Below are 25032 nucleotides of genomic sequence, written 5' to 3' on the forward strand. Positions count from 1 at the left end.
GAATCTAAATGTTGTATTTTTAGCACCACAAAGAATAGAATTTTATTATGAAAAAAGTATTATTTATAACCTTAATAATGATGAGTTTAAATGTTATTGGACAAAATGTAATGTCGCAGGAGTTGCTATGGAAATTAGGAAGAGTAACGCCACTCGGACTTTCGAAAGACGGTAAAAATGTTGTTTTCAAAGTTTCAACTCCTTCTGTAGAGGAAAACAAATCACATTCTAAATTTTACATTCTGTCTGTAAATGGAGGAACCGCAACTGAAATTAAAGACACTAAAGAGGTTCTGGCCGATAAGAACGTTTCGCCTGACGGAAAATATGTGGTTTATAACGAAGAGGTAAAACTCGAAAAAGTTTTAGGAAAAGATTTCTATCCAAATCTTGACAAATCGGATGCCCAGATTTACGACGGCCTTGATTATCGCCATTGGGATACCTGGAACGAAGGGAAATTTAACCATGTTTTTTATAAGGAAAATAAGGACGGTGCAAAAGGAATTGACATTTTGAAAGATGAAAATTTTGACAGTCCGCAAAAACCTTTTGGAGGCGACGAAGATTACATTTGGTCTCCGGACAGCAAAAGCATTTTGTATGTATGCAAGAAAAAAGCAGGAACCGATTATGCCATTTCAACCAATACAAATATTTACGAGTACAATTTAGAGACACAAAAAACAATAAACAGGACTGAGGGCAATCTGGGTTACGATACCGCTCCTCAATTTTCTCCAACAGGAAATTTATCCTGGCTGCAAATGAAGCGTGACGGTTATGAATCTGATAAAAATGATATTATTGTTGAGTTCAAAGGAATCAAACAAAATTTGACAGCCCACTGGGACGGAACTGTAGATAATTTTATCTGGGGCAAAGATGGGAAAACTGTATTTTTTGTAGCACCAATTGACGGGACAAAACAGCTTTTCACAGTTAATTTTCCGGGTCTGACTAAAATTGCAATCAATGTCCGACAAATAACTAGCGGGGATTTTGATGTAAACGACTTGGTTGGTTTCTCTGGTGATGAGATTATTGTAACGAGATCCGACATGAATCATGCTTCAGAAATTTATTCTTTTAATTTGAAGAAAAATACCTGGAAACAATTATCAAATGTAAACACAGCAACGTACAAAACATTAACCCTGAGCAAAACAGAAAAGCGTTATGTGACGACAACTGATGGCAAAAAAATGCTGGTTTGGGTTATTCTTCCTCCCAATTTTGACGCTTCAAAAAAATATCCAGCTTTATTATTCTGTCAGGGAGGGCCACAGGCTGCATTGACACAATCGTATTCTTTCCGTTGGAATTTCTCCTTAATGGCTGCTAAAGGATATATAGTTGTAGCACCAAATCGTCGTGGAATGCCGGGTCACGGTGTAGAATGGAACGAGCAGATCAGTAAAGACTGGGGCGGTCAGGTTATGGATGATTACCTTTCTGCTATTGATGATGTAGCCAAAGAAAAATACGTGGATAAAGACCGTTTAGGATGTGTGGGTGCGAGCTACGGAGGATATTCAGTATTTTATCTGGCCGGAATTCACAAAAACCGTTTTAAAACGTTTATCGCTCACGATGGCGTTTTCAATACACAAAGCATGTTTGGAACAACTGAAGAAGTTTTCTTTAGCAACTGGGATTTTGGCGGCGCTTACTGGGAAAAAGACAATTTGGCTGCACAAAAAGCATACACGACTTTTAATCCTGCAACTTTGGTTGGGAACTGGAACAAACCGATTTTAATTGTTCAGGGCGGAAAAGATTTCCGTGTGCCGATTGGGCAAAGTCAGGAGGCGTTTCAGGCGGCACAGTTAAGAGGCATCAAGAGTCGTTTTCTTTATTTCCCTGATGAAAATCACTGGGTTTTAAAACCTCAGAATGCTCAGGTATGGCAAAACGAATTTTTTAAATGGCTCAAAGAAACCCTTTAATAAAAAACAAAATATTTTTGGCCACAGCTCTCCAGTCTGTGGCTTTTTTTATAGAAAGTTTGGCTTTTTAAAACAGAAAATATTGAATAAATTGCAGTAATCATTCAAAAAACAACTCCTTACTACTAAATTTATGGAAAGCAAAAAAAGCTATATGCCCATTAAAGTACTTTTCGGCTATCTTGCACTGGTTGGGCTCGTAGTAATTGTGGGATGGTTTTTATATTCTGAAAATGTAGTTTACAATAACTTAGAAGATAAAATTGCCTTTGAAAAAACTAAAATATTAAGAGTCAGCAAGCTTTTTTCGAATGTATATAAAACGGAAAGTTTAGCCAGAAAAACAATTCAGACCAACTCTGAAAAAGATTTCAAAAGCTATCTCATCGAAACAGACTCCTTAAAATCAAGGATTGACACCTTAAAACAAATTGTTACAACACAATATCAAAAGGCTTTATTAGACAGCGTTACTTACTTATTGTCTGAAAAAACAGAAAACATCAGACAATTAAAAACGATAAAAAATAAAGCTGAGGACGAAGTTTCAGTTAATACGGCGATTGACGAAATTACCAAAATGGAGTTTAAACTCCGAAAACTGGAACTTCAGGATTTTACCAAAAACCCAAACGATTTAGGAAGTTATCAGCGAAATGTACTGCAAAAATATGTTGATTATCTCAATCAGAACATTCCGGATGACAGTACCAATACACTTACCAAACAGGCTTCTGACTCTATTCTGGCTAATTCAAAAAAGCTTTTGAGTGATGTAAAACAAAAAGCAGAGAAGAAAAAAGAATCTTTAAATTTTGAAGAAAATAAATTGCTCAAAAATGAAATTGCTATTTCTGAACAGCTTCGAAAAGTACTCCGGATAATTGAAAGGGAAATTATTATCAATTCGATTAAAAACAATTCCCTCAAAGAAAAATCACTAAAAAAAGTAAATGAAATCGTTACCGTTTCGGCTATTGTAGGTTTACTGCTTACTGTCATTTTCTCTATCATCATTGTTAGTGATTATTCGAAATCCCAGTTGTATAAAAAACAGCTGGAGATTGCCAATTTTAAAACCAAAAACCTGCTTAAAAGCCGGGAACAGCTTATCTCAACAGTCAGTCATGATTTAAAAACACCGTTGAGTACCATTGTGGGATATTCTGAACTTTTAGGCAATACTGATGTCACTACCAAACAGTCTTATTTCATTAAAAACATCCGGAATTCTTCGGAATATATTACCCAGCTGGTACAGGATTTACTGGATTTTTCTCAGATCGAAGCCGGAAAAATCACAATTGAAAAAGTTCCATTTTTATTACCTGAAATCATTGATGAAGTGGCCAAAAGTATTCAGACCGTTAACAAACAAAAGAATATTGACCTGATTATTAATGTTGATGAAAAGCTGAACACCAAAATCGTCGGCGATCCGTTTCGTCTGAAACAGATTTTAACCAATATAATCGGAAATGCGTATAAATTTACTGAACAGGGTTTTATAAGAATTAATGCATATGTTGCTGAAGAAAATGATTTTTTTGCCATTACCATTGAAGATTCCGGTATTGGAATCGAAAAGAAAAATCTGAAACTGGTATTTGAAGAATTTGCGCAGGCGAATGAAAACATTGAAAAAAAATATGGCGGAACAGGTTTAGGGCTGGCCATCTGTCAAAAAATCATTTCGATATTAGGCGGAAAATTAAAACTTGAAAGTACATTTGGACAAGGAAGTACATTTAAAATTAAACTGCCACTTTCATTTGATACAAGTCCAGGCCTTCCGGACCCCGAATCAAAAGAAATTACTGCAAACTCTGAAAAATTTACTTTTATCGTTGTAGATGACGATATTAATTTGCTCAATCTGACCAGCACTGTTTTAAAACAGCAGGGACATCAGGTTTTATCATTTACAAGTGCCTCAGAAGCTTTGGAAACTATACACAATACCGATTTTGATTTCATCATTACAGATATTCAGATGCCTGAAATTGATGGTTTCTTGTTTGTTAAAAAACTAAAAAGCAAAAAGGGTTCATGTTATAAAAATCAGCCCATTATGGCTATAACAGGGCGAACAGATTTAGATTTTTCTACTTATACGGATGCAGGTTTTTCGACCGTAATAAACAAGCCTTATTCTCCAAAATCCTTGCTTGAAACTATTCAGAAAGTTTTAGACAACACCATAAGTCTGGACAATAAAATTGTAACAACAGAAGAAGAAATTTCTTCAAAAACCTATTCTTTAGCAACTTTAAAAGAGTTTTTAGGAAACGATACAGAATCAGCAAGAGAGTTCATCAGATCATTTATAAAAAGTACAAAAAGAAATTTAAATGCTTTGGAAGATGCCGTGCAGAAAAAAAACATAGCCGAAGTAAATGCAATCAGCCACAGAATGGCACCAATGTTCAGGCAAATCCAAGCCTACGAAACTGGTGAAATCCTTACTAAATTAGAACAAAACACCTTGAAAAATTCAGATTTGGAATCTCATTTAAGCAATTTAAAAGCCAAAATTGATTTGCTTTTTGATAGTTTAAAAAAAGAAATCCTTTAATCAATATTGTATTGCTTCAGTTTATTGTAAAGCGTTTTTCGGGTTATTTTTAACAGCTTTGCCGCTTCAGATTTATTGTTTTGGGTTCTGGATAAGGCATGAATAATGGTTTCTTTTTCATTGTCAGACAAAGAAAAACTGCCTGAAGAACCTGGTTTTTCTGTTTGAAAAAACTCAATTGGCAAAACATCACTCTCAATGAAATCTCCCTGAGACAGAAGTGTTGCCCGTTTGATGCAGTTTTGAAGTTCACGTAAATTTCCCGGCCAGCTGTATTTTTGAAAAATGGCTACCACTTCCGGTGAAAAGCCGATAATATCTTTATTTAACTGTTGGTTTGCTTTCTCTAAAAAGTAATCAGCAAAAACCATTAAATCTTCTCCCCTGTCTGTTAACGAAGGCGACTGGATTGAGAATTCATTAATCCGGTGGTATAAATCTTCGCGGAAATCACCGTTTTTAACTGCTTCACGCAAATCTTCGTTGGTTGCAGTAATAATCCGGATATCAACATTGATTTCTTTATTGCTTCCAACAGGTTTAATTTTTCGTTCCTGAAGCGCCCTTAACAACTGGATCTGATTTTCATAAGAAAGATTTCCAATTTCATCCAGAAAAATTGTACCGCCATTCGCAGCTTCAAAATATCCTGTTTTATCACTGATTGCTCCTGTAAAAGATCCTTTTAAATGCCCGAAGAATTCGCTGGCTGCCAGTTCTTTTGGAATAGCACCGCAATCAACAGCTATAAAATTATTATTTTTACGATGGCTTTGCTGATGGATACTTTTGGCAATAATTTCTTTTCCGGTGCCGCTTTCACCAATTATTAAAACAGACATATCTGTAGGACTTACCAGTTTAATGTGTTCCAGTAATTTTTTGGATGCAACTGAAATTCCTTTTACAAACTCATTTTGAGCAGAAACCTCTTTCTTGTGGACTTTTTTTTCTTTAACTGCTGCTTTTTCAGTTGGTGCCGTTTGCAATGCATTTGTAATGACCAATAAAACTTCATCAGGGTTAAATGGTTTTGAGATGTAATCTGAAGCGCCGTTTTTAATTGCTTTTACGGCTGTATTTACATCAGAATAGCCCGTCATAAGTATAACAGGGATTTCGGGATGCGAAGTTTTAAATTCGGTCATCAAAACAATCCCGTCTGCATCAGGCAAACGAAGGTCTGTCAAAATCAAATCGAATGACTCTTTTTTGACATACAATCGGGCTTCTTCTGCGGAGAAAGCAATAGTTACATCAAATGCTTTTTTTACCAGAAACCTTTCCAATAATTTGCAAAATGAAATATCGTCTTCTATTAATAATATCTTCGGCATGTGCTTTTTGGGACTTTTTGCTAAAATACCACTATTAATACAGTATTTTCACAAAATTATGTAAAAAAAAAGAGACTGCAGTAAAGCAATCTCTTTTTCACCAAAAACATAAATCTAATTCACCTAATTATATTTTTAACCAGTTACCATTGGCATCCGAGTAAACAGTAGCCTTTTGGTCTCCAACTGCTATTTCCAGCTTGTATTCTTTTTTCTCGTTTACAAATACTTTCTCAAGTTTTGCTCCCGGATAAGCAGTTTCCAGTGCTTTTGTTACAGCTTCAGGAACTTCTTCTGCTTTTATTTCTTTATATTCTGATTGAAAATTTACGCTAACTTTTACGGGTTCAACATTAGTAGTTGTAGCGTAAATTGACAAACTTCCAAGAATAATTGCTGCTGATAAGATTAACTTTTTCATAATGTTGATTTTTTAATTACTTTTTAATGATGTTTCCTGATGCATCTGTAAAAATTGTATACTTTTTGTCACCGTTTGAGATTTCCAGTTTATACTCGTTTTTTGCATTTTTATATACTTTTTCGAGTTTAGTGTTTGGAAAAGATTTCTCTGCTGTAGATTTAACAGTTGCAGGAACCGCATCTGAAGCAACTTCTGTATATTCATCCTGAAACAGTAAAGAATTAACACTTGAAATTTTTACTTCAGACATTGCTGCCTGAACTGACAAGCCTCCCAAAATAAGTGCTGCAGATAAAATTAATTTTTTCATAATACTTCTTTTAAATTATTTCTTAATGATATTTCCCTTTTCATCTGTATAAACAATAGATTTATCACCTCGTACTGTTATTTCGATTTTGTATTCCTTTTTGCTGTTTACAAACGCTTTTTCAAGTTTTACACCAGGGTATGCATTGTCTAAACCAGTTTTAACGGCTGCCGGAACAGCATCTACTTCTTTGTAATCGTCCTGAATTATCGAATAAAATGAATTTGCAGAACTTAAAGCTGATGCCTGAACTGACAAACTTGCTAAAACTATTGCGGCTGATAAGATTAACTTTTTCATAATAAGTCATTTAAAGTTAGTAAATTATTTTTTAATCCATGTACCGTCTGCATTAGCAAACAGATTTCCTACTTTATCACCAACAGTAACATCTAATTTGTATTCTGATTTTGCATTTTTATATGCTTTCGAAAGTACAACATCCGGATATGCTTTTTTAAGAGCGTCAGTGATTGCAGTAGGAACTTCTTCTAATTTCACTTCAGTATATTCATCCTGGATTGAAACTGTTTTTATGACATTATCTGAAACTGGAGAAGTTGAAGCAAATGAAGTTAAACCTCCCAAAACGATTGCGGCTGATAAAAATAGATTTTTCATAATATGTATATTTTAAATGTTATATATGTTGTTTTACACATTAGTCAAAGAAATTATTATGCCGTAATCAGAATTACATCTTCAAAAATACATAAATTGTTGTTTTTCAGTACATTACATAAATATACTCATTTTTAATAAATGCTATTGTGTATAATTCCTTAGAAACTATGTGTAAAAAATACACACAAGTGTGGCATTAAATAAAAAAACTAATCTAAAAAAACTTCATTTTTTAATGACATAATTCTAACTATAAAAACTATTTAAATTTTTTTGAAGAAAAAAATTAAATAAATACTGACAAACGAATTTTTGTTGAATTTATATTACTAAAGAAAACAAGCCATAAATGAAATAATAACACAAAACAACTGTTTAAAATTTTTTTTTAACATATTTACAAACAATTACATTTAATTGCATTATCTGTATTAAAATGTTAAAAATTAAGTTGTAGTTTTGCACGAAATTTTAAAATTTCAATAAATGAAAAGAATTATACTATTACTTGTTCTGCTAGTAACAGTTTTAACAGCTAATGCTCAAATCGGCACAGGCGAAAGTTTAACTAATGGAAATTTCAACAAATGGTCTATTGAATTTGCAGGCGGATTTAACAAACCACAAAAACCAATGAAATATTACACATCACCAATAAGTCCGTATGTTATTGATTTAGGTGTACGATACATGTTCAACAATAAGTTTGGTTTGAAAGCTGATTTTGGCTATAATAGCTTTCAGGAAGAAAAAAACTCACCTGAATTCAGTACAAAATATTATAGATTTGATGTTCAGGGTGTAGCCAACTTAGGTCGGATTATGGATTTTCAAACCTGGACCAAAACAATCGGCTTATTAGGACATACAGGTATTGGTGCTGCCTACTTCGAGGACAAAAACTCTTCATTAGATGACAAAATGATTAACTTTATCATTGGTGTAACTGCTCAGGTAAAGTTATCAGATAAACTGGTTTTGACCGGAGATTTTTCAACTATTACCAATGCTCTTCAAAGTCACACGTATGATGCAGCTGCAGTTAACGCGGAGAAAGGTTTCAACGGAGCTTTATTTAATGGAACTATAGGCCTGACATTATACTTAGGTAAAAAAGAAAACCATGCTGACTGGATTGTTTTTGAAAACGAAGAAATAGCAGCTTTAAGAGAAAGACTTGATCAGCATGATAAGATGTTCCTTGATTCTGACAAAGATGGTGTTGTAGATTATTTAGATCTTGAGCCAAATACAATTGCGGGACTTATGGTTGATTCTAAAGGTAGAGCTATTGATTTAAACAATAACGCTATCCCTGATGAATTGGAGCGCTACTTGACTAAAACGTATCCTGGTACTGCAAACAGCGATGATCCAATAAGTGACAAGGAATCAATTACGAAATTAGTTAACGGAGGTTATGTTGCTGCTTACTTCGATTTCAACAAATCTACTCCTACGGACTCTTCAATGGATGGCATTAATTTCGTATTAAACTATTTACGAAACAATCCTTCAGCTTCTGTAGATATTACTGGTTATGCTGATGAAATTGGAAATGCTGTATATAATGAAAAATTAGCTAATGAAAGAGCAGACAATGTAAAAAATATTCTTCTAAAAGCGAAGATTGCTCCGGAAAGAATAACCGTAATAAGCGGAGGTGTAGATACTTCTGTAGATAAAGATTCTGCTACAGCGAGAAAATTAGTAAGAAGAGTTACTTTCAAGATAAAAAATTAAGACACACTAATTAGTCGAATTTATTATCCGGCATCATTAAAAAAGCGTGAATTTTCACGCTTTTTTTATTAAACAACATATTATAATTTCAATCATATAACTACGTGGTTTAATTTTAAAAGTAAATTATTGTCTGAGGCATTAAATCTCTAAGGTTAGCAATCGTTTCCTTTGTCATTGGGTTACCAACCAGAATGAGCGTTTTAAGTTTTTTTAGATACTGAATGTCTTCCGGTAAATCCCTGAGTCTATTATTGGCTAAATTCATACTTACCACATTTTTTAGTGCTCTTATTTTTGGAGAAATTTGAGTTATAGCATTATCACTTACATTTAAAAATTCCATGTTCCCGGATTGAAATACTGCCTCAGGAATTTTTACAATACTGTTTTTCTGTAATTCTAAATATTTTATTTGTTTTGGCAATTTTACTTCTCCTAAGTCATTGATTTGATTAGCAGAAAGATTCAGGTAGAGCAAATTTTTAATTTTATCTAACCGGTCTGAAACATAACTTATTTGATTACTGTGCAGGTTTATCTCTTCTAAAGAGGGTATATCCAACAGGGCTTCAGGAAAAACACTTAAATTATTAGAATCAAAATGTACCACCTTTAAATTTTGAAGTTTTGAGATTTCTGAATTTACAGCCGTCAGGCTATTAAGGTTCATCGATAATGTTTTTAGCTTTTTCAATTCGCCAATTCCATCGGGAATAAACTTAATTCCGTTTTCATTTACATTTAAAATTTCGAGTTCCCTCAGTGAAAATATTACTTTGTCCATTTTTTCTAAATGATTCGCCATCAGATTTAGGAAAAACAGGGAATCCAATTTTATAAGATCAGCAGGAAGGTTGTATAAACCCTTATCTCTGAAACTCATACTATAAACCGTTTTTTTACTTAAAATTGCCGCATCAATATCTGTGTAAGTAGGATATTTAACGGGATCAATTTGTGCTTTTGCATTAGAGAGGAACAATACAAATACAATCAATAAAAGTATTTTTTTCATATATGTAGTTATTACTTTAAGTGGCTATATGTATCGCTTTTTCTTAGCGGTACTTGTTTTCAACAAACGTTTCGTAAGTAGCGATTTCATAAATATAAAAGCTGCCGGCATTGAATGCCGGCAGCTAAAACTAAAATTTGTACTTATTTTTTTAGAAGTTTAACGGTTTTTTGGAAACCATCAGCTTCAATATTTAAAATCAGCATATTTGAATACAGAAATTGTGTTGTTAAATCTACTTCCGTAATAGAATCTGTTTCGGAAAAACTCTTTTTGAAAACAATCTGTCCTAACAAGTTGTAAGCGGTAACTTCAAAGTTTTTAAGATTTCCTGAATTAATCTGTACAATTCCAGAAGTAGGATTTGGAGATACGATCACATGGTCAATTGCATGATCTATAGTCCCTAAAGAGCCATGTATTCCTAAATTTTGTTTAAGGGCAATAACTATTGTAGCCGATTTCCCTTTGTAATTAATGGTGTTTCCTGTTGCATCAACATCAGTAGCAATAGACGAACTCGGATGCTGGATAGAGAAAAATCCGAATTTATGATCTGGTGTAAAAGTAAGACCGGTAGGCTCTGAACCCGCTGGCATGGAAGCAAAAAGTTTTACTTTAGGATTTGCCTGAGTATGATCAGGAGCTACTACCCAAATGTAATTCTTTCCTCCATCCTGAAGTACCCAAAGATTTCCTAATTCATCAAAAGTCAAATTATCGTTACCGTCTCCCCAGGCTTCAGATTTAACACCGTCTGCTGTATGTAAATTATAAACCGTTGATCCTCCGCCAACAAAAACCTCAACTTCTGAAGCTGTCGTACCGTTATCTTTTAAACGATATACCTTATCCAGTCCTTTTGCTGTAAAATATATTTTACCATCTACAGGACTTATTTCTACATCCTCTATTCCGTTAAATCTTGTACCTCCTAAAGATTCAGCCAGCGAAGTTGTATTGTTTTGATCCGCTTGTGTCTTATTCGGAACCTGAATCCAGGTTGCCGTTGTAGCCACAGGGTTTCCGTTTGTTAAACCCTGATCCAGCTTTAAAACATATAAATTTCCGGAAGAAAGATCATTTGGAGTATCCATTGCATATTTGTACACCATGTGAGTTCCTCCGTCTTCACCATAATAAGCTAATGTTCCGGCATCATTAACCACTACGTTTTCGTGATTCATGATTCCCATTTGCCAAAGTTTCCCTTTCGTTCCATTGGCATTTTTTGAAGAAACCTCTGCTGTAGCCGGATCAATCTCTACAAACCACCCATAATCTTTGTAGCCGTCTCCATTTGTATCATTTCCTGTTACAGACTCTTCTGCCGTAACAATAGTTCCCCAAGGCGTAACTCCTCCGGAACAGTTTCTAATGGTTTGCACTAAGCTAGTTCCTGAAAAATCTACAGCTCTTGATTTTGTCAGCTCCCAAAGTTTTGTAGCAGCATTGAAATTTATTTCTGCCATTGTAACACCACCCGGGTTGGTTTCATGGTTTACAGAAAGGTATCCATCTGTACTGCTTGGCATACCGCCATTTTTTTTAGCAACATATCCCGTAAAATCGTTTTGTCCGCCAACAAATCCTCCACCTTCAGTATAAGAATCACCTTCTTTAAGAATCAATTGATATTTATGCTGTGTCGGAATAATTAATTTTGAGGTCTGCGCTGTAGGAACAATAGATGTAAAACAGCTAATATGGTTTCCGTCATTACAAGAAGTATCAGGAGGTATAACTACAGGCGGGGCTGCATTTTTAAGATAAGCATCCATCCTTAAATCGGAACTGGCTGCTCCCCGGTTGTGCAATTCTATAGAAATTCTGTTCACTCCCTGTACAAAATTCGCTTTTGGAATTGAAAAGAGATTATAAATGCTTTCATTAGCACCATCAACGGTTGTGCTCGAAAGCGTTTCGTATGTAATTTCACCTGCCGGCATATTATCTCTTACTACCTCAACTCCATTTAAAAATACAAGAATACCATCATCTCTCATTACCCCTAATTCCATAGTTGCTGTAAGATCAGATAAATTAACTGTAAAATCTTTGGTAAAATATGCCGTATTTAAAGGTTTTGTGATAGTCGTAGTCACGGGATCGCCATATCCTAACGGTCCGTTTCCTGAAGACCAGGCTGAAATATCAAACCCCGGATTTTTCCATTGGCCGGCTAACTGAACCCCTTTATCATCATAACTCCATGAGGAACCTTTGTCAAATCCATTATCAGGAACTGTTTTAAGATAAGCATCCATTCTTAGATCAGAACTTCCCGCTCCTCTGTTGTGGAGTTCGATAGAAATTCTGTTAACCCCATCTGCAAATTTTGATCTTGGAATTGAAAAGACATTATAAATGCTTTCATTAGCCCCGTCAACCGTTGTGCTTGAAAGCGTTTCGTATGTAATTTCACCTGCCGGCATATTATCTCTTACTATTTCAACTCCATTCAAGAAAACAATAATACCATCATCTCTCATTACTCCAAGTTCCATAGTGGCACTTAGATCAGCTAAATTAACTGTAAAATCTTTGGTAAAATAAGCCGTATTCAAAGGCTTAGCAATAGTAGTAGTAACTGGATCCCCATAACCTAATGGTCCGTTTCCTGATGACCATGCAGAAATATCGAATCCCGGATTTTTCCATTGGCCGGCTAACTGCACACCTTTGTCATCATAACGCCATGAAGAAGCTTTATCAAAAATTGTAGTCTGTGCCTGAATTGCTGAATTTGCTATTAGTAACAATGTAGCAACTGAAAGTAATTTTTTTTTCACGGTATTGTATCTTTTTGTTATACAATGCGAAGTTATTTTTCTGTTGCGTACTTTATATTAAGCGTAATTTAAATAATGAGTTTACAAATTAGCAAATCTTAAATTTAATGTTAACCGATTAAGATTCGGTTAATATTGAGCTTTGCTTACATCTGTCAAAGAATTAATAAAAGCTACAAGCTGTTTTATTTCCTTTTCATCCAAATTAAGCTTATCAGGAGACAGTGTCTGGTTTTTGACTTCCAGGCCTATTCCTTGTCCACCGCCTTCGTTGTAAAAAATTATTACTTCTTCTAAAGTTGTAAAAGCTCCATTATGAAAATACGGTTTTGTCAGCGCAGCATTTCTAACAGTCATTGTTTTAAACGAGTTCTCATAAATCCAGGATTGCTCTTTTTTTACATTACTGTTTATTCTTCCTTTATCATCATCTATTTCAAAAGGCACTATTTGCAATGGATTTTTCGTTACCCCTAAAACTTCAGATTCATTTTCGTTATAAAATGGAGGAACCAATCCTGAAAAATGTGGCGCAAAATGACAGGTTGCACAGGCAGCTTTTCCCATAAAAAGATTAAAACCCTTTTTTGCATCTTCAGAAATTTCTTTTTCGTTTCTCATAAATTTATCGAAATCACTGTTGAAAGAATAGAGAGAAGCTACATAAGAACTTAAAGCCTTAGAAAAATTCTGTTTGCTTATTTCCCCATTTTTAAATGCTTTTTTGAATCCTTTTTTATATTTAGAATTTGTTTTTAGTTTTTTGATGATACTTTCATAACTCGTATTAAATTCCTGTTCATTATAAATTACATGCTCTGCCTGCTGCTCCAGATAATAAGCACGCATATCATAAAAGAATCTTTTGGCGAAAACAGCATTATATAGTGAAGGAGAATTTCTTAAAACAGTTTTCCCCTCTACATTGCTTAAAGATTTAGGCTTTAAATCAGTAAAAGCATTTTCAGGTAAATGGCAGGACGCACAGCTCATTTTTGCATCATTGCTTAAACTTTGATCATAGAAGATTTCTTTTCCTAAAGATCTCAATTCAGCATTATCTTCAGATGGTTTTAATAGCGTGTAAAAATAAGGGTCAAGGAAATCGTCATTGAAAAAATTTTTGTTATTGATGTTCCAGCCTGAAACTTCTTTTAAATCATCCGGAGAATTATCCCATTTCCCTAACTCTTCATATAAGGGCTGAAGATGGGTTTTATAAAATTCTATTCGGTCAAAAGCATCAAAATTGGTATTTTTTGAAAGATAATCAATACTGCCTGCCAATAAGTTTTCGGCTTTTTTGGTATCAAATTTTTTAAAATAATCGTCTTTCTTAATGTAGTTATCAATCCCTCTAAGAGCATGTATAGATTCTTCAAAAACATTCAGCGATCCGGGTGTGTCAAATCCTGTAACACCCATGGTATAAATTCTAATAAGCTCTATACGCAATGGCAGTGTTTTATTGTTTTCTTCTGAAAAGCCGTTTTTTAAAGCACTCAGGTAAAAACTATTATAGCTATTACAAAGAAAGTCTGTTATTTCAACAATCTTGTCTTGTTGCTTATCGGCATCATCTGAAAAAATAAGTTCATCCAGAACCTGCAATCCTTCCGGAGGCAAAGTATTGGAGGCAGTACCTGTACCTTCTATATGAAATAATGGTGCAGCATTAAGATGCGTTTTGGAAAATTCCGGATAATGATAAGCAATATAAAACTCTATTTCCTTGTATGAGTTTCTGGTGTTTTTTAAGGATTCCTGTAAATCTTCATTTGAAATCTTATGCTGTTGAAAAAGACGGACGTCAGATTTTAAAACATTCAGTTTATCTCTGAATGTTTTTAATCCGTGATTCACTATCGCATTTGTAGCTATATATTCATTATCTCCGGGATTAAAAGACATTATTACAAAACCTGTAAAAAGGGCAATACCGAGGAACAAAAAAGATTTCATGTTTTTTTGTCTGCAAAAGTATTTGCTTCCGGCTGTCCTAACTTTAAATCCGGATTAAATAATCGACATTTTTTAGTTAAATCAGAGCATAAAAAAACCTCATTTTTCAATGAGGTTCTAGTTATTATTCCGGACTATTCATTTTGAAAGTGTCCATGAAAGCAGTTGTATAATCTCCTGCAATGTATTTTGGATCATCCATTAGTTGTCTGTGGAAAGGTATTGTTGTTTTCACACCTTCGATTACGAATTCGTCCAGAGCTCTTCTCATTTTGCTGATAGCTTCTTCGCGGGACTGCGCAGTTGTAATTAACTTTGCAATCATCGAATCGTAGTTTGGAGGAATACTGTAACCTGAATATACGTGAGTATCTAAACGAACACCGTGACCCCCAGGCATATGAAGTGTAGTAATTTTTCCTGGTGAAGGACGAAAATCATTAAAAGGATCTTCGGCATTAATACGACATTCGATAGCGTGTAATTCCGGCAAATAATTTTTACCAGAAATCGGAATTCCGGCAGCCACCATAATCTGCTCACGGATCAAATCATAATCAATTACCTGTTCAGTGATTGGGTGTTCTACCTGGATACGGGTATTCATCTCCATGAAGTAGAAATTTCTGTGTTTATCCACTAAAAACTCTACAGTACCGGCTCCTTCGTATTTGATGAATTCAGCCGCCTTTACAGCCGCTTCTCCCATTCTTGTACGCAATTCATCTGTCATGAAAGGTGAAGGTGTTTCTTCAGTCAATTTTTGATGACGACGCTGGACAGAGCAATCTCTTTCTGAAAGGTGACATGCTTTTCCGTAAGAATCCCCAACAACCTGAATTTCGATGTGACGTGGTTCTTCGATAAGTTTCTCCATGTACATTCCGTCATTTCCAAAAGCTGCAGCAGCTTCCTGACGGGCACTTTCCCAGGCTTTTAAAAGTTCCTCTTCTTTCCAGATGGCACGCATTCCTTTTCCGCCACCACCGGCAGTAGCTTTCATCATAACCGGGTAACCAATTTCTTTAGCTACTTTTTGTGCGTGTTCGAAAGATTCTAATAATCCGTCTGAACCTGGCACGCATGGTACTCCTGCTGCTTTCATTGTAGCTTTAGCTGAAGCTTTATCTCCCATCCGGTCGATCATTTCAGGAGCTGCACCAATAAATTTGATTCCGTGTTCCTGACAGATTTTTGAGAATTTAGCATTCTCAGAAAGAAAACCGTATCCCGGATGTATTGCGTCTGCATTTGTAATTTCTGCAGCAGCAATAATATTTGACATTTTTAAATACGATAAGTTACTTGGAGGAGGACCAATACAAACCGCTTCGTCTGCGAACTTAACATGTAAGCTTTCCGCATCGGCTGTAGAATAAACCGCTACAGTCTTGATTCCCATTTCCTTGCATGTACGAATTACACGTAATGCAATTTCTCCTCTATTCGCAATTAATATTTTTTTAAACATCTATTCTGAGTTATGAGTTATGAGTTATGAGTTTTGAAATTATGATTGATTAAATATCAATTCATAATTTATAATTCATAATTTATAATTAATTAAGATGGATCTACTAAAAATAAAGGCTGGTCAAATTCTACCGGAGACATATCGTCAACAAGAATTTTCACAATTTTACCAGAAACTTCTGATTCAATTTCGTTGAATAATTTCATTGCTTCAATTACACAAAGAACATCACCTTTTGCGATTGTACTTCCTACTTCAGTGAAAACTGGTTTATCCGGAGAAGGTTTTCTGTAGAATGTTCCAATAATTGGAGATTTTATAGTAATGAATTTAGAATTTTCAGCAGGAGCAGCCGCTTCACTATTCACGTTTACAACTACCGGTGCAGTTTGTTGAGGAGCAACTGCCTGTGCCAATGTAGCCTGAGCTGGTAATTGCTGTACATAAGTAGCCTCAGTTGAATTTGTCTCTAAAGTTGTTCTGATAGTGATTTTCACATCATCCATTTCTAACTTTACCTCTGCAACACCCGAATTTGCTACAAATTTGATTAGGTTTTGAATTTCTTTTAAATCCATAATGATTCGTTTTTAGTTTTAGTTTATTTCTTATCGTAAGCCCATTTCAGGTAAATAGATCCCCATGTGAATCCACCTCCGAAAGCGGCAAAAATAACATTATCTCCTTTTTTGAACTTGTGTTCAAAGTCAGCAAGCACTAATGGCAATGTTCCTGAAGTTGTATTACCATATCTTTCGATATTTACAAGTACTTTAGAATCTTCAAGATCTAATCTGCCGGCAGTAGCGTCAATAATACGTCTGTTTGCCTGATGTGGCACTAACCAGTTCACATCTTCTTTTGTCAAACTGTTTCTTTGCAAAATTAATTCACTTGCATCAGCCATATTGGTAACAGCATATTTAAATACTGTTTTACCGTCCTGCATAATATTATGCTGTCTGTTTTTAATGGTTTCTTCAGAAGCAGGAATCAAAGAACCTCCTGCAGGAATTTTGAGAAAATCGCGTCCTACACCATCGCTTCGTAAGTATTCATCCTGCAAACCCAAACCTTCATAATTCGGTTCAAATAAAACCGCTCCGGCTCCATCACCAAAAATAATACAGGTAGATCTGTCTGTATAATCTACAATAGATGACATTTTATCGGCACCAATTAATAATACTTTTTTGTAACGTCCGGATTGTACATAAGCTGCCGCAGTAGACATTCCGTATAAAAAACTGGAACAGGCCGCTTGTAAATCGTAGGCAAATGCATTTGTGGCACCAATTTCTGTAGCAACATGTACACCTGTAGCAGCCACCATCATATCTGGTGTAGCTGTTGCCATTATTACCATATCAATTTCCAGCGGATCAATATTGGCTTTTGCTATTAAATCTTGTGCTGCTTTTATAGCAAGATAGGAAGTACCTTTATCAGCATCTTTAAGGATTCTTCTTTCTTTTATTCCGGTACGGGTAGTAATCCATTCATCATTGGTATCAACCATTGTTTCTAGTACTTTGTTAGAAAGTACAAAGTCAGGAACGTATCCTCCAACAGCGGTAATTGCGGCTGTGATTGTATTCATTATATTCTATTATTTCCTTTCAAATATTTCTATTCGAAAAATTTTTAAAAGACGTGAAAATTACAAAAAAATTTCTAAACGTATTGTCGTAAATTTCTTTAAAAAAGAAAGTTGTATCCAACAAAAAAAACTCTCACATAGTGAGAGTTCCAATATCATTTACAAAAACGTATTAAGCAACCGCTTCAGATTTATCGATAACAACTTGCCCTCTGTAATACATTTTACCTTCATGCCAGTAAGCTCTGTGGTATAAATGCGCTTCACCTGTAACAGGACATGTAGCGATTTGAGCTACAGTAGCTTTATAATGTGTTCTTCTTTTATCTCTTCTTGTTTTCGAGGTCTTTCTCTTAGGATGTGCCATTTTACTATATTATTTATCCGTTAATAGTTTTTTTAATTTTTCCCAACGCGGGTCAATATCTTCTTCTTGTTTACTCTCTTTCTTTTGTTCTTTGACTTTTAACTCATTTAGTTTGGTCAGCGCTTCTGTCTGCAAAGTTCCGTCTTTTACCCCCGGGTGAATTCTTTTTTGCGGAACTGACAATGCAATCATTTCATAAATGTATTGTGCTACATCTATTTCAAATTCGCCATGAGGCAGGATCAGCAGCTCTTCATTATCATTGTTAAATTCTTCTCCAAAACGAACGATGAGTTTCATCTTTCCTTTTACAGGCAAATCAAAATCTTCACTAGTTAAGTCACACGGCACATTTACTGTTCCTTTATGCTTGAAATCCAATTCCAGCATATTGCTTTTCTTATCTAAAACTAAACTGACTTTGATATCCGAATTTTGAAACTCATTATAATCAAAGTCCTCAAAGAACTTCTTATTTATTTGATATTCAAAATGGTGTTTTCCTAGCTTTAACCCCACGAAAGGAATTAAAAATTCTTTTGTTTTGCTCATTTCAACATCAATTTTTGCAATTAGGCTCTAAAACTCAGATACCTGAATTGGGGTGCAAAGATATAAAATTATTATAAAACTAATAATCTTATTCACCTTTTTTTGTTTATAACTGTTTTTCTTTTATTTTAAGTGGTTTTGCACTAATCTCCTCATACTGATTGCGTGAACGAAAAATATCAATTGCAAGATATACAGCCTGTTTAAATGAATTATGATCTGCCATATCCTTTCCTGCAATATCATAAGCAGTACCATGATCCGGCGAGGTTCTGATCCTGTTTAGTCCTGCCGAATAATTAACTCCTTTTCCAAATGATAATGTTTTAAAAGGAATCAATCCCTGGTCGTGATAAGTTGCTACAACAGCGTCATATTTTTCATGCTGGCCGCTTCCAAAAAAACCATCTGCCGGAAAAGGTCCAAAAACCAAAGTTCCGGCATCGAATATTTTTTTTAATGCAGGTTTTAACACCAAATCATCTTCTTTTCCTATCACACCTCCATCACCGGCATGAGGATTCAGGCTTAGCACTGCAATTTTAGGCCTTACAATACTAAAATCCTGGATTAATGATTTTTTGATCGTTTCGATTTTTCTTGTAATTAATTCTTCTGTTAAATGAGAAGAAACTTCATTCAGAGGAACATGGTCTGTCAACAAACCAACTCTCAAATCATCATGAACCATCATCATCAATGCATTCCCTTCCAGTTCCTGACCGAGATAATCGGTATGCCCCGGAAATTTAAAATTTTCCGACTGAATATTGTATTTATTTATAGGAGCTGTTACCAAAACATCAATCTCTCCTTCTTTTAATGCTTTTGTAACGGCCACAAATGATTTTATAGCGTACTCACCTATTTTCTCATCGTTTGTACCTAAATTTATTTCAACACTTTCTCTCCATAGATTAAAAACGTTCACTTTACCGGGCAAAACCTGATCTAACTTGTCAATACCATGAAACTGAACTGTAGAAGTGAAGCTTTTCTTAACAAAAGAAAGTATTTTGGCATTTGCAAAAATAACCGGCGTACATAATTCCAACATACGGGAATCTTCGAATGTTTTCAATATAACTTCGCTTCCAATACCGTTTAAATCTCCAATCGAAATTCCAACTATTATATTTTCTGCTTTTTTATTCATGAGCTCCAATTATTTATTACTAATTTTGATGTGCAAATTTAGTAAATAAAACCAACAATGTTCACAGGAATTATAGAAACCTTAGGAAGGGTTTACGAAATACAAAAAGACAAAAATAATCTTCACATAACAATTGATTCATCCATCACAAACGAATTAAAAATTGACCAAAGTGTGTCCCATAATGGAATCTGCCTTACTGTTGTTGCTATAAAAGATACTTTTTATACCGTAACTGCAATCGAGGAAACTGTCTTAAAAACCAATATTGGAGACTGGAAAGCCGGAGACATTGTTAATTTAGAAAGAGGAATGAAACTCGGCGACCGCCTTGACGGGCATATTGTACAGGGACATGTAGATCAAACCGGAACCTGCATAAAAATTGAAGAGGCTAACGGAAGCTGGAATTACACTTTTGAATACGACAAAAACCTAAACAATATTACTATCGAAAAAGGTTCAATAACAGTAAACGGAGTCAGCCTGACAGTAGTAAATTCTAAGACAAACGAATTTAGTGTTTCTATAATACCTTATACTTTTGAAAACACTAACTTCAAAAATTTTAAAGTTGGCACTAAAATAAATTTAGAGTTTGATGTTGTTGGAAAATATATTTCCAGACTTTATTCCATCAAACAATAAAACAAAACTTTTTTACAAAGCAAAAGCTTCAGTTTTACACTGAAGCTTTTGTTTTTAATTTATGTTTGTATATGACATATGTACCTAATAAGATTGCTGCCAATACCAGTATTAGCAAACCAACACCATCTATTGGCGCAGGTGGTTCCGGAGGACCTGGCGCCATTGCTTTTGCAGTTGATGCTGGCGGTGGCGGATCTGCAGCAAAAACATTAACCACACAAAACGCCATCAAAAACATTATAGTTTTATTTATCATTTTCATAAAAAACGAAACAGTTTAAAATCTTAGTTTATCTTAAATTTGATTTACAGACTTTTAACAAAGCGTGGTTCTTTCACAAAGTCCGTTGCAAATATATTGCTTTTTATTAAAAAAAGACTATGATACAAAAAAAGCTTCATAAAAATATTATGAAGCTTTTTTTTAAAGTGGTCCCACCTGGGCTCGAACCAGGGACCACCTGATTATGAGTCAGGTGCTCTAACCAGCTGAGCTATAGGACCGGTTAAGAGTTTGCAATATTACTACTATTTTTTATTCGTTCCAAATATTTTATACTCTCATTTGTACTTAATTTCAATATTAACAATTCTTATTAAAAATTAAATTGATTATCAGGTAATTATTAAAACATTAAAATCACTTTATTTCCTGACATAGCTCAACTAAAACCCCGTTTGTGCTTTTAGGATGTAAAAAAATAACCATTTTATTGTCGGCTCCGGGCTTTGGTTTCTCATTTATCAGGATAAAACCCTCTTTTCTTAATCGGGCAACTTCTGCTTCTATATCCTCCACATCAAAAGCGATATGATGGATTCCTTCCCCTTTTTTCTTCAGAAACTTTGCAATTGGACTCTCAGGATTTGTTGCCATTAAAAGTTCAATTTTATTGGTTCCCGTCTGAAAAAATGAAGTCACCACACTTTCTGTCTCTACCGTTTCCATTTTATATGGCGGAACGCCTAGAAGTTTTTGAAACAAAATATTGGCGTCATCTATATTTTTTACTGCAATTCCAATATGTTCAATTTTATTTACCATAATTTATACATTCAAATACAATTTATTGATTTACATAAGTATTAAAATAACCACATTCTGCAATTACATCCTGATAATATTTTGTGTCCGAATAATCGTTTTTCAAAATTTTAAATCCGTTCCAGGCAATAAAATTAATTTTGTCATCCTGAATTTCCCACCAGCTGTTGACTTTATTATACTTATTATTGTAATACTCATTTCGCTCACATTTTGACATTAAATAAATAGATTTTGCTTTTTGCTCTTTGGTTATGGCTGCTTCAAATGCTTTTTGGTAATACATTTTTGACACATCACAATTGGTTATCATTTCTTTCATCGAATTCCTGAAAGAATATGGACTTGACCCATAACCTACAATCGAAATTTCATAAAAAGTCCGTCCGTTTCCAAAATGTGTAATGTTGTAAAATGCATTTCCAAGCAGTAAACTATTGGTATAAACATCCTCTTTTTGAGCCAGTTTCTCCTGCATTGTTTTTATTGTATTTAAAAAATCGAGATAACTGTATTTCTTTTTTTGATACGCAGCGTGATCGCAGTCATGACAGTCCTTTATGTTTCCGTTGAACGGATTCCCCAAAAAGGTTTGATACTGAACAGAATCTGTCTGTTGCATAAATCCGATGGCTTCTGAAATTTTATTTTGGAAGGTAGCCTGAACAGCCTGAAAATTATTGATGTCTTTTAACTTCAGACTATAAATTCCGACACCAATTTTTTCAATTTCGGTTTTATTCGGTTTAGACAGAAAAGCTTTTATATCCAACAGATTTTTTTCATTATCATAAAAAGAGTTCCCTTCGTTCCAATAGCTGTAACGAGACTCACCAAATATCTCAGCCATCACCGGATCCGATTTTCCTTTGTAAAGTGCAGACAAATAGCTTCTGCTCCATGAAGAGGCATTTTGATAGCGAAACTCCTGCCCTTTATAAGTTTTTGGCAGTTCATTATACAGCCAGTTCAGATCGGCTAAAATTGTTTTTTCGTTTTTATCGGTGAGTTTATCTATTTTGCTCAGATTATTTACAAACCGAAGCAGACGCAGCTGCATTCCTGCTAATTCAGTTTTTGGCAATGTTTTTACTGCCTTGTCAAAACTTTTGTCTGCATTTGTATAATCGCCTTTTAAAGTCTGTAAATATCCCAGACACAAATCCCATAAATAAGGCCTGTCTGTATTTCCTGCTGCTGCAATTTTTTCGACTAAAGCAAAAGCTGTTTTATCAATTTTAGACTGATTTTCAGTTTTATTTTCTGCTACAGTCTGTTTTTTTATTGGTAAATTTTCTCCGGCATTCTGCTGAAAAGAATTATTGATAGCCTGTTCCTGTTTATTTACCAGTCTTGTCGCCAGATAATTCAGATGTTCACTTTTAGGATCTAATTCGTAGATTTTTTCAATAGCTTGTTTTTCGTCTTTATAATAACCGTGTATTGCCCAAAGAGCCGCTTTCTCCTTATTATTTTTTGCCATTGCCAGTGATTTATTCCAGTCGGCATCATTTTTTGGATGAAAACTATAAGCAGTCACAATTCTCAGTTCCGGGCATTTATCAAAAACCTGGGCATACAAATAGTTAGAAAGCGCATATTTTTTCTGTTTGTAATGGATTCCTGCCACATACGACAATGCACGATAATACAGCGTATTTTTAGGAACCGAATTTTCTGTTTTATTAAAAAATAAAATTGCCTTTTGCTTGTCATTGCTGTAAAAACGCGCCTTCATGGTCAGAAACCAGTATCTGTTTTTCAAAAACGGATCTGAAGTCGTATTGTAAACATTTTCTATGGACTGAATCATTTTTGCATCATCAAATGTTTTCGCCACAACCGGATCATAACTCCAATAATCTTCTCCAATCGATACGGTTTCAATTTTTTGTGCCAAATACAAAAATTCAATAAAGCTTTTTACCTTACTATCTTTAAGGCTCATTTTTTTGCCCCATTTTGCAGAAGCAGCATTCTCTTTTTTATTTTTATAATACACATGAAGTTGTGTAACCTCTTCTTTATTTTTTATTGTGCTTTTTTCATCTGAATAATATCGCGGCTTATCATCTCCAATTAAAAAATAATTCACAGTTGCAGCATCTACACTTCCTTTGAGATAAGAAACCCAATCTGATTTGATGTTTTCATTGAAGCGTGAATTATGTTCAGTGTCAAAACCGATTCCATAAAATACATCGCCTGATAAAAAAAGCGGTGAATAGGATTTATCTGCAAAGGTCTCCGGTGTAAAATTTGAATTATAGCCAAAAAAATCCCAGTCGTCTCCGCCTGCACAGGCATAAATAATTCCATACACAAATAATAAGGAAGCACTAGAAACAAGAAACAACTTGCTTAAAAATATTCTTTTCATGGTTTTTTATATTGAATTCGTCTAAGTCGTAAAAAATAATTTCTTTTGGTTTTTGATGGCTATTTTCATTCAGATCTTCAGCCATTTCGATTAAATCTTCTGATGAAATGGCCTCAACTTTTAATACATCGTTTTCTTCATAAAATATGCCGTTTTTATAATTAGCCTGTTTTACTTTAAAAAAAACAGGACTGGTCTGCTCGAAATTTTCATCCTCTTTAAGTTCATTTACAGTAAGCTTTGAACGCAATCCGACTACTCTTTGATTTCTAATATGAACTGCCCAGGAATAAACCGGCAAAGCAAAATCAAGATGCAGCGGATATTTTTTTAAACTTTTCAGATAACGGTCAGCAACTTTCTTATCATAAACAGAATTCAGCGAATCCGGGGCGATATTGCCCATGTTATAATACATCAAAACACCTGAATCTACGTTTGGTATTTTGGTTTTTTTGAAATATTTAATCTGATGCAGCCGTATCGTACCTGAAATTTTCTTTTGCGAAAGCTTTTTAAACAACTCAATAAATTTCAGATAATTGTCTTTGCTTGAGAGTGTCCAGTCGCAGTCAATCTGAATTTCTTTACAACTAATTTTATTTTTAGAATTGATCTCGTATACTAAAACAAACGTTTTTTGAACCAAATCTTCAATATCAAGATTTGGTTTCAGCATCACTTTGTTTTTGATATACACCACGGGAACAACTTCAAAATCACTCATTGTTTCCTTAAAATGAATCGGTGATAAAGGAATAGGATATGTATCTTTTGGATGTAAATCAATATCGAAATAACGGATATATATTTTACGGACATTATTCTCAAGAAGAGTTTCTTTTTCCGTTTCAGACAACTTAAAAATGGTTTTCCAATAATAAAAAGAAACATTCGGCTTGGTAGTATCATGACACGAAATCAAGAAAAGTGAAAGTAATACTAAAAAGAAAATTTTCTTCAAAACCTGTAAATTAAATTGAAGCCAAATGTAAGAAATTATATCCCGTTTGTAAACTTGCGAGGATAACTTTTATTAAATTTAAAGACAACTTTATTCAAAAACCCAAAAC

At 34.3% G+C, this 25032-nt stretch carries 22 protein-coding genes and 1 tRNA gene; 5 read left to right on the plus strand and 18 right to left on the minus strand.

What is annotated here, in order from left to right; genetic code table 11:
• The first annotated feature begins 47 nt into the window (after positions 1–47).
• Both GXM17_RS05895 and GXM17_RS05900 read left to right on the plus strand, forming a co-directional pair.
• Positions 48–1949 (plus strand): S9 family peptidase, encoded by a 1902-nt coding sequence (locus GXM17_RS05895; RefSeq protein WP_163398372.1) that lies wholly within the window; start codon positions 48–50, stop codon positions 1947–1949.
• Between the two features lie 133 nt (positions 1950–2082).
• The gene (locus GXM17_RS05900; RefSeq protein WP_163398373.1) at positions 2083–4524 is read left to right on the plus strand and encodes an ATP-binding response regulator; all 2442 of its coding nucleotides are present in this window, start codon (positions 2083–2085) and stop codon (positions 4522–4524) included.
• On the opposite strand, the gene GXM17_RS05905 is transcribed toward GXM17_RS05900, so the two are convergent.
• From GXM17_RS05905 to GXM17_RS05925, 5 genes are all read right to left on the minus strand, one after another.
• Entirely contained in the window at positions 4521–5861 is a 1341-nt protein-coding gene (locus tag GXM17_RS05905) for a sigma-54-dependent transcriptional regulator (RefSeq protein WP_163398374.1), read from the minus strand. The two genes, GXM17_RS05900 and GXM17_RS05905, sit on opposite strands and share 4 nt — an antisense overlap.
• A gap of 127 nt (positions 5862–5988) precedes the next feature.
• The gene (locus GXM17_RS05910) at positions 5989–6282 is read right to left on the minus strand and encodes a hypothetical protein (RefSeq protein ID WP_163398375.1); all 294 of its coding nucleotides are present in this window, start codon (positions 6280–6282) and stop codon (positions 5989–5991) included.
• Between the two features lie 16 nt (positions 6283–6298).
• A complete protein-coding gene (locus GXM17_RS05915) occupies positions 6299–6595 on the minus strand; it encodes a PepSY-like domain-containing protein (protein WP_163398376.1) in 297 nt (98 codons plus the stop codon).
• A gap of 15 nt (positions 6596–6610) precedes the next feature.
• Positions 6611–6895, minus strand: a complete 285-nt coding sequence (locus GXM17_RS05920) for a hypothetical protein (protein WP_163398377.1) — start codon at positions 6893–6895, stop codon at positions 6611–6613.
• Positions 6896–6919: 24 nt separating this feature from the next.
• Positions 6920–7216 (minus strand): hypothetical protein, encoded by a 297-nt coding sequence (locus GXM17_RS05925; RefSeq protein ID WP_163398378.1) that lies wholly within the window; start codon positions 7214–7216, stop codon positions 6920–6922.
• A 489-nt stretch (positions 7217–7705) separates the two neighbouring features.
• On the opposite strand from GXM17_RS05925, the gene GXM17_RS05930 reads away from it, so the two are divergent.
• Positions 7706–8962, plus strand: a complete 1257-nt coding sequence (locus GXM17_RS05930) for an OmpA family protein (protein WP_163398379.1) — start codon at positions 7706–7708, stop codon at positions 8960–8962.
• A gap of 115 nt (positions 8963–9077) precedes the next feature.
• Here GXM17_RS05930 and GXM17_RS05935 read toward each other — a convergent pair whose 3' ends face one another.
• The 9 genes from GXM17_RS05935 to pdxA form a co-directional block, all read right to left on the minus strand.
• Positions 9078–9980 carry a leucine-rich repeat domain-containing protein gene (locus tag GXM17_RS05935; protein WP_163398380.1) on the minus strand — a complete coding sequence of 301 codons (903 nt, stop codon included), beginning with the start codon at positions 9978–9980 and terminating at the stop codon, positions 9078–9080.
• A gap of 143 nt (positions 9981–10123) precedes the next feature.
• Positions 10124–12772: an alkaline phosphatase PhoX gene (locus tag GXM17_RS05940; protein ID WP_244307344.1), complete on the minus strand. Its 2649-nt coding sequence runs from the start codon at positions 12770–12772 to the stop codon at positions 10124–10126.
• Between the two features lie 129 nt (positions 12773–12901).
• The gene (locus tag GXM17_RS05945; RefSeq protein ID WP_163398381.1) at positions 12902–14734 is read right to left on the minus strand and encodes a cytochrome-c peroxidase; all 1833 of its coding nucleotides are present in this window, start codon (positions 14732–14734) and stop codon (positions 12902–12904) included.
• A 124-nt stretch (positions 14735–14858) separates the two neighbouring features.
• On the minus strand, positions 14859–16205 hold the full coding sequence (gene accC / locus GXM17_RS05950; protein ID WP_163398382.1) for an acetyl-CoA carboxylase biotin carboxylase subunit: 1347 nt from the start codon (positions 16203–16205) through the stop codon (positions 14859–14861).
• Between the two features lie 92 nt (positions 16206–16297).
• Positions 16298–16786: an acetyl-CoA carboxylase biotin carboxyl carrier protein gene (gene accB, locus GXM17_RS05955; RefSeq protein ID WP_163398383.1), complete on the minus strand. Its 489-nt coding sequence runs from the start codon at positions 16784–16786 to the stop codon at positions 16298–16300.
• A gap of 23 nt (positions 16787–16809) precedes the next feature.
• Positions 16810–17808 carry a beta-ketoacyl-ACP synthase III gene (locus tag GXM17_RS05960; RefSeq protein WP_163398384.1) on the minus strand — a complete coding sequence of 333 codons (999 nt, stop codon included), beginning with the start codon at positions 17806–17808 and terminating at the stop codon, positions 16810–16812.
• Positions 17809–17980: 172 nt separating this feature from the next.
• On the minus strand, positions 17981–18175 hold the full coding sequence (rpmF, locus tag GXM17_RS05965; RefSeq protein ID WP_163398385.1) for a 50S ribosomal protein L32: 195 nt from the start codon (positions 18173–18175) through the stop codon (positions 17981–17983).
• A 9-nt stretch (positions 18176–18184) separates the two neighbouring features.
• Positions 18185–18727, minus strand: coding sequence for a YceD family protein (locus GXM17_RS05970; RefSeq protein WP_163398386.1), 543 nt, complete (start codon positions 18725–18727; stop codon positions 18185–18187).
• A gap of 106 nt (positions 18728–18833) precedes the next feature.
• Positions 18834–19883 (minus strand): 4-hydroxythreonine-4-phosphate dehydrogenase PdxA, encoded by a 1050-nt coding sequence (gene pdxA, locus GXM17_RS05975; protein ID WP_163398387.1) that lies wholly within the window; start codon positions 19881–19883, stop codon positions 18834–18836.
• 57 nt (positions 19884–19940) lie between these two features.
• Here pdxA and GXM17_RS05980 point away from each other — a divergent pair, with 57 nt between their 5' ends.
• Together GXM17_RS05980 and GXM17_RS05985 are read left to right on the plus strand one after the other, a co-directional pair.
• Positions 19941–20531: a riboflavin synthase gene (locus GXM17_RS05980; RefSeq protein WP_163398388.1), complete on the plus strand. Its 591-nt coding sequence runs from the start codon at positions 19941–19943 to the stop codon at positions 20529–20531.
• A 71-nt stretch (positions 20532–20602) separates the two neighbouring features.
• Positions 20603–20815 carry a hypothetical protein gene (locus tag GXM17_RS05985; RefSeq protein ID WP_163398389.1) on the plus strand — a complete coding sequence of 71 codons (213 nt, stop codon included), beginning with the start codon at positions 20603–20605 and terminating at the stop codon, positions 20813–20815.
• A gap of 149 nt (positions 20816–20964) precedes the next feature.
• Here the strand turns inward: GXM17_RS05985 and GXM17_RS05990 are convergent.
• From GXM17_RS05990 to GXM17_RS06005, 4 genes are all read right to left on the minus strand, one after another.
• Positions 20965–21038, minus strand: a tRNA-Ile gene (locus GXM17_RS05990).
• A gap of 136 nt (positions 21039–21174) precedes the next feature.
• Complete coding sequence (mce, locus tag GXM17_RS05995) at positions 21175–21579, minus strand: methylmalonyl-CoA epimerase (RefSeq protein WP_163398390.1); 405 nt, start codon at positions 21577–21579, stop codon at positions 21175–21177.
• A 22-nt stretch (positions 21580–21601) separates the two neighbouring features.
• The gene (locus GXM17_RS06000; protein WP_163398391.1) at positions 21602–23959 is read right to left on the minus strand and encodes a hypothetical protein; all 2358 of its coding nucleotides are present in this window, start codon (positions 23957–23959) and stop codon (positions 21602–21604) included.
• Positions 23919–24923: a hypothetical protein gene (locus tag GXM17_RS06005; RefSeq protein ID WP_163398392.1), complete on the minus strand. Its 1005-nt coding sequence runs from the start codon at positions 24921–24923 to the stop codon at positions 23919–23921. Before GXM17_RS06005 ends, GXM17_RS06000 begins: the two co-directional genes overlap by 41 nt.
• Positions 24924–25032 lie beyond the last annotated feature (109 nt).

It is taken from the genome of Flavobacterium fluviatile (genome assembly GCF_010645065.1).
Classification (GTDB): Bacteria; Bacteroidota; Bacteroidia; order Flavobacteriales; family Flavobacteriaceae; genus Flavobacterium; species Flavobacterium fluviatile.